General features: G+C 66.8%; 5 protein-coding genes. 4 read left to right on the forward strand and 1 reads right to left on the reverse strand.

Translation table 11 applies throughout. The features are described from left to right. Both C8K38_RS08600 and C8K38_RS08605 read left to right on the forward strand, forming a co-directional pair. On the forward strand, window positions 1-1,110 hold a 1,110-nt coding region (locus C8K38_RS08600), incomplete at its 5' end, for an HNH endonuclease signature motif containing protein (protein WP_218840960.1). Window positions 1,111-1,310: 200 nt separating this feature from the next. Then, window positions 1,311-2,279, forward strand: a complete 969-nt coding sequence (locus C8K38_RS08605) for an alpha/beta fold hydrolase (RefSeq protein WP_097211112.1) — start codon at window positions 1,311-1,313, stop codon at window positions 2,277-2,279. Here C8K38_RS08605 and C8K38_RS08610 read toward each other — a convergent pair whose 3' ends face one another. Beyond that, window positions 2,280-2,924 (reverse strand): FHA domain-containing protein, encoded by a 645-nt coding sequence (locus C8K38_RS08610; RefSeq protein WP_097211113.1) that lies wholly within the window; start codon window positions 2,922-2,924, stop codon window positions 2,280-2,282. Window positions 2,925-3,500: 576 nt separating this feature from the next. Between C8K38_RS08610 and C8K38_RS27070 the strand changes: the two genes are divergently transcribed. After that, complete coding sequence (locus C8K38_RS27070; RefSeq protein WP_169310410.1) at window positions 3,501-3,641, forward strand: hypothetical protein; 141 nt, start codon at window positions 3,501-3,503, stop codon at window positions 3,639-3,641. Window positions 3,642-3,655: 14 nt separating this feature from the next. Further along, window positions 3,656-4,096 (forward strand): tail fiber domain-containing protein, encoded by a 441-nt coding sequence (locus tag C8K38_RS08615; RefSeq protein WP_257017317.1) that lies wholly within the window; start codon window positions 3,656-3,658, stop codon window positions 4,094-4,096. The last annotated feature ends 13 nt before the right edge of the window (window positions 4,097-4,109 follow it).

Raw genomic sequence — 4,109 nt, forward strand, 5'->3', positions numbered from 1 at the left:
ACCGAGCGGCCGAAACCCGAGGTGCATATCCATATCGATCTGGAGAGTCTGCTGCGGTTGGCGGATCATCCCGGGCATGTGGAGGGTCACGGGCCTATCGATCCGGAGTTGGCGAGGTTGCTCGCCGGGGATGCGACGTGGCAGGCGGTGATCACCGATGCTCGGCGCATCCAGGCGGAGCACAACGCTGCCGCCAACGATGAGGGCGAGAACGGCAGCCATGGCGACACTGACGACGATGATTCGCCACGAGAACCGAAGGGCGACATTGATTCAGTGGACATCGGTTCAGGGGACAGCTCTGTCCAGACCGCCACACCTGGCGTCCCGAGCCGCTATCGACTGCGCCGGAGGAAGGCAGGGCAATTGCCGCCCCGACAGGACTCGTCGACACCGCCTCCGTATTCACCCGGCGTCGGCACTCGCGAGCCCAGGATTACCGACATCCTCGATGCGATCACCGCGAACCCGGCCCTGCTCGACGGCCAGTACCCGGACGGGCACGGCGGATACGCCCACCCGCCCCGCGGAGCCCTGACCTACCGGCCCAGCAACAGCGTCCGTGCCGCGGTCTTCGACAAGTACGACACCTGCACGTTTCCCGGCTGCACCGTCAAGGCCCGCGACTGCCAGTTCGACCACATCGTCGAATTCGACCCCGACAACCCTCTCGCGGGCGGCTGGACCATCGAGAGCAACGGCGAACCCGCCTGCATCTGGCACCACCAGGCCAAGACCGACCGACTCTTCCGCGTCGTCCGCCTCGACGGCGACGTCATCGTCTGGATCGGCCAACACGGCGCAATCGGGGTCACCCTGCCCCTGCCGGCCGAACAACGACCCAGCGCCCGCACCAAGAAACCCGCAGCGCGGCCGACCTCGAAGCCGACACCCGCACCACCGCCACCCGAACCACCCGACCCCGGCATCTACGAACCGACCTGGTGGGAAACCCACATGCACCCCACCGACCTACCGCCGACGCTCCCGGAACTCGCCACCATCACCGACCCCGGCCACCTCGCCCGGTGCGCACAACTGCGCGCCCACCACGCCGAACACCTCGCGATCCTGGGCGCACGCGAGAAGCGCCGACCCCCACCGTTCTGAGGGTGAGGGATTCCGCCCCTGCTTGGAACGACTCCAGTCGAGCAAAATTTCCGCGGATTCCACCCCAGGTGTAAGAAACTTCACCCTCAGGTCGATATAGCGAGTACTTGGGTAGCTGGCTCCGTATCACCGCAGATAGCAGATTGGTAAGTACCCGCAGACGAGGGCGGAACAGGACGAACCCAGGCACGGAGGACGCAATGTTGAGCACGCCGAGCGCACGAGATCATGCCGGTCGCCGCATCACGGTGCTCGCCGACGACGGCGTCCCCCTCGCGGTCCAGGAGTACGGCCGGGTGGACGCCCCCATCACCGCGGTGTTCGTGCACGGTCACTGCCTGCGCACGGAATCGTGGTCCTTCCTCCGCGAATACCTCTCCTACTCCTGGGGCGCCGACGTCCGCATGGTCTTCTACGACCACCGCGGGCACGGCGACTCCGGCCACGGCCCCGTCGACACCTACACGATCGACCAGCTCGGACACGATCTGGACGCAGTCATCCGCACGGTGGTCCCCGAGGGCCCCGTAGTGCTGATCGGCCACTCGATGGGCGGCATGACGGCCCTGGCCTACGCGCGGCAGTACCCGGACTCGATCGGCTCGCGAATCGTCGGGATGGCGCTCATCGCATCGGCCGCCAACGGGCTCACGGACGCCGGCCTCGGCCGGCTCCTCCATTCCCCGATCGTGTCCGCCTTCCGGAAGGCGGTCCGCCGGGCGCCCCGGATGATGCAGGGCTCCAAGCAGCTCAGCCGCATGCTGTGCGCCGGAATCGTCCGGGTGATCGGGTGCGGCAACCGCCAGGTGGATTCGCGGGTCGTCGCGCTCGCGGCCGCGATGGTCAACGACACCTCGGTGGTCACGATGTCCAGCTTCCTGGAATCCCTGATCGGCTTCGACGAGTCGGAGTCGCTGTCCTCCCTGGTGGGGATCCCCTCGTTGGTCCTGTGCGGCGACGCCGACGTGATGACCCCGTTCGAGCACTCCGCAGCCATCGCGTCCCGGCTGCCTGCCTCCGAGCTGGTGCGCATCAGCGGGGCCGGTCACTCGGTGATCCTGGAGCGCGCGGCCGAGGTCGCGCACGCGGTGGCCGCGCTGGTCGCCCGCGCAGGTCACGGCGGGTCGGCTACCTCGACGGACAAGGGCATCCTCGCCAACGCCGGCTGATCACAGGTCGCGCTCGTTGATGATGCCGCTCTGCATGGCCAGCTCGGCCAGCCGCACCCGTTTCTGGTTCTGAGGGAGGTCCTCGACATCGAACTTGGCGAACAGTGCCCGCAGGTGCGTCTTGATCGCATCGACGCTGAGGAACAGTTCCGCAGCGATCTGCTGGTTCGACGCCGGATTGGCGAACGTCGCCCCGTGCTTGTACGGCCTGCACAGCCCCGTCAGCACCGCGCGTTGCGTCTCGGTCAACGACCGCACGTTCGGCATGTTCGCGGCGACCATGGTCGCGTCGTCGACCGCGCCGCCGAACTCGTTGTAGGTCAACAGGGTTCCGCCGATCCTGATGCTGTCGCCCTGACGCAGTCGTCGGCGCCCGGTGATCCGCTCGCCGTTGACGAAGGTGCCGTTGCGGGACATGCCGTCGTCGACGACGGTCCAGTGGCTGCCAACGCATTCGATGACCGCGTGCAGCCGCGACACCTCCTCGTCGGCGGTCAACGGCAGCCCGGAATCGGGTGAGCGCCCGACGGTCAGGCGTGGGCTATCGGGGGAGAGGTCCAGCTTGTGCTGTCGACCTTCCCTGTCCGAGTAGATCAGGCGAGACTCAGTTGCTCGGTCCACGACAACCCCAGGGCACGTTTCCATCGTGCCCTCCGGAGGTGCGCGCAGCAAGATCGAATTCTCGATAGCTGAGGTAAGGAACAACCTTGATCGCCTTGACGCCCACCTCGACCACGTCGAATACTTTTTCGTGAGGGTCGAATCGGGAAACTCGCCGCTGACCGCGCACAGGGGCTTCGGCGTATCGTGAAAGACCTGCGTCAAAGGTGGTTGTGATGAACGCGTACGTGCAGGCCGGCAGACCCGCCGGCGCGGCGCCCGCCTATTCGAACAGCGGGCGGCAGACGCACATCACGCCCCGGATTCGGTCCCGATCGGGGACCGGGCCAAGAATCGGGGATGGTCGCCCCAGCATGCTCACGCACAGGATTTCTGGTGATGATCTGATGACGCCCTGACCAAGGTACAGCCATCAACTCTCTTGTGGCACAGCTGTTTCAGTCGTTGGGTTCCGCCGCACGGGTTTCGGGAAGGGTGGGCGTCACCACCCCTTGGGTTGGTTTCGGCGCCCGCGTCGATGAATCAGGGTTGTAGGTGTTCACAACAGGGAGTTCGGCACATCGGCCGACTTCCGACACCAGACGACAATCAGGAGGAATCATGCTCGGACTTGTAATCGGACTCGGCGGCGCGGCGCTCAGTATCGGGCTCGGACTCGGACTCGGAGCGATCGGGCTCGGGCTCGGGCTCTTGCTCAGCGACGCGACCATCAAGCACGACGTCACAGAACTCACGGACTGAACCGAGGCGATTCGGTGACCGAAGCCATGAAAGCGAGCACCGAGCGCGCGCAGGACGCCCCTGGCCAGTGGGTGGACACCGGCCGGGGGCGAGCGCGTGCGCGTCTTTCCGCCCGGACCCGGCACCCGCTGGCCTGGCTGAACTCGGCCCTCAGCCACCGGCGAGGGGTCCAGACCGGCCGGTCCGTGCCCGCAGGCGCCGACGAGGTCCTGCAACGCCTGGCCGAGATGCCGCTCAGCGTGTGGACCTACGGGTTCGATCACCCGTCGGTGCGTCATATGGGCCCGATGGCACAGGACTTCGCCGCGGCGTTCGGGCTGGGATCCACGGACCGGCGGATCTCCGTCGCCGACGCGAACGGGGTGTGTATGGCCGCCATCCAGGCACTCCATCGGCGCCTCGTAGAACTCGAGACCGAGGTGGCGCGGCTGCGCTCGGCCCGTGAGGAACTCTGAAAGGGGCCCGTCG

The sequence above is a fragment of the Rhodococcus sp. OK611 genome, from assembly GCF_003050885.1.
GTDB classification, from domain to species: Bacteria; Actinomycetota; Actinomycetes; order Mycobacteriales; family Mycobacteriaceae; genus Rhodococcus_G; species Rhodococcus_G oryzae.

Bases quoted from the DNA above. Each gene is read 5' to 3' on its own strand.
- C8K38_RS08605 (WP_097211112.1), top strand. From the start codon at position 1,311: ATGTTGAGCACGCCGAGCGCACGAGATCATGCCGGTCGCCGCATCACG.
- C8K38_RS08610 (WP_097211113.1), bottom strand. From the start codon at position 2,924: ATGGAAACGTGCCCTGGGGTTGTCGTGGACCGAGCAACTGAGTCTCGC.
- C8K38_RS27070 (WP_169310410.1), top strand. From the start codon at position 3,501: ATGCTCGGACTTGTAATCGGACTCGGCGGCGCGGCGCTCAGTATCGGG.